A 927-nucleotide genomic window follows, 5' to 3' on the forward strand; every position below is an offset into this window, starting at 1 on the left:
ATTATGCAATGACTGATAAAGCAGTTAAGAAAACTGTATTTTATGGTCGTGACGGGAAACCAGAAACAAAATATTTTGGCGTTCGTGATAGYGATAGATTTATTAGAATTTATAACAAAAAACAAGAACGTAAAGATAACGCAGATGTYGAAGTTAYGTCTGATCACTTATGGCGTGTAGAAATTGAACTTAAAAGAGATATGGTKGATTAYTGGAAYGATTGTTTTRAWGATTTACATATYTTRAAACCWGATTGGACTWCRCYAGAAAAATTAAAWGAMCAAGCWATGRTTTAYATGTTAATTCATGAAGAAGACAAATGGGGAGAATTGAATAAAAGAACTAAATATAAATATAAAAATTTAATTAAAGAAATATCTCCAGTTGATTTRACGGAATTAATGAAATCGACTTTAAGAGAAAATGAAAAACAATTRCAAAAGCAAATAGAATTTTGGCAGACAAAARGTAAGAAGCTATTTTAAAAATGGCTACCATTYGRCTCCCTTTTAGCTCCCAAATGGCTMCATAAAAAGGGAGCYATTTGGGAGTCATTTTTTGATTTTATGTAGCCATTTGGGAGACATTTCTGTTCAGGATTCCTCTTATGCTCTTTAAAATACGAGAGTTACATTATACACCTATTTTTTAAGGCTTTAGCTTTTTATTAAGAAGAATAACCGAGATAGAAAAACATATTTCGTATTMTAAAAGATTTAGAAAATGAATTTTAAAATGATTTATCGTCTCTCTGTTGAACGAAAAAAGTTTTTAGTTATTTTTATACGTGGAATGATTAAATGTCCTAGAAARGGCTTAAAATGCAAAATAAAAAGACTACTCATTTTTTGAGTAGTCTATCTGTAGGATAGTTTTTGATATTCTAAATGAAAAGGAGTAATACATAAATCATTTTGTATACATGGG

Annotated in this window: 1 protein-coding gene; it reads left to right on the top strand. The window is 28.7% G+C overall.

Going from position 1 to position 927, the window contains the following annotated elements:
• The first annotated feature begins 8 nt into the window (after positions 1 to 8).
• On the top strand, positions 9 to 485 hold the full coding sequence (locus tag AC1DHT_RS29180) for a replication initiation factor domain-containing protein (RefSeq protein ID WP_477761592.1): 477 nt from the start codon (positions 9 to 11) through the stop codon (positions 483 to 485).
• Positions 486 to 927: the final 442 nt, after the last annotated feature.

Source organism: Pseudomonas sp. 05N432 (genome assembly GCF_056396945.1).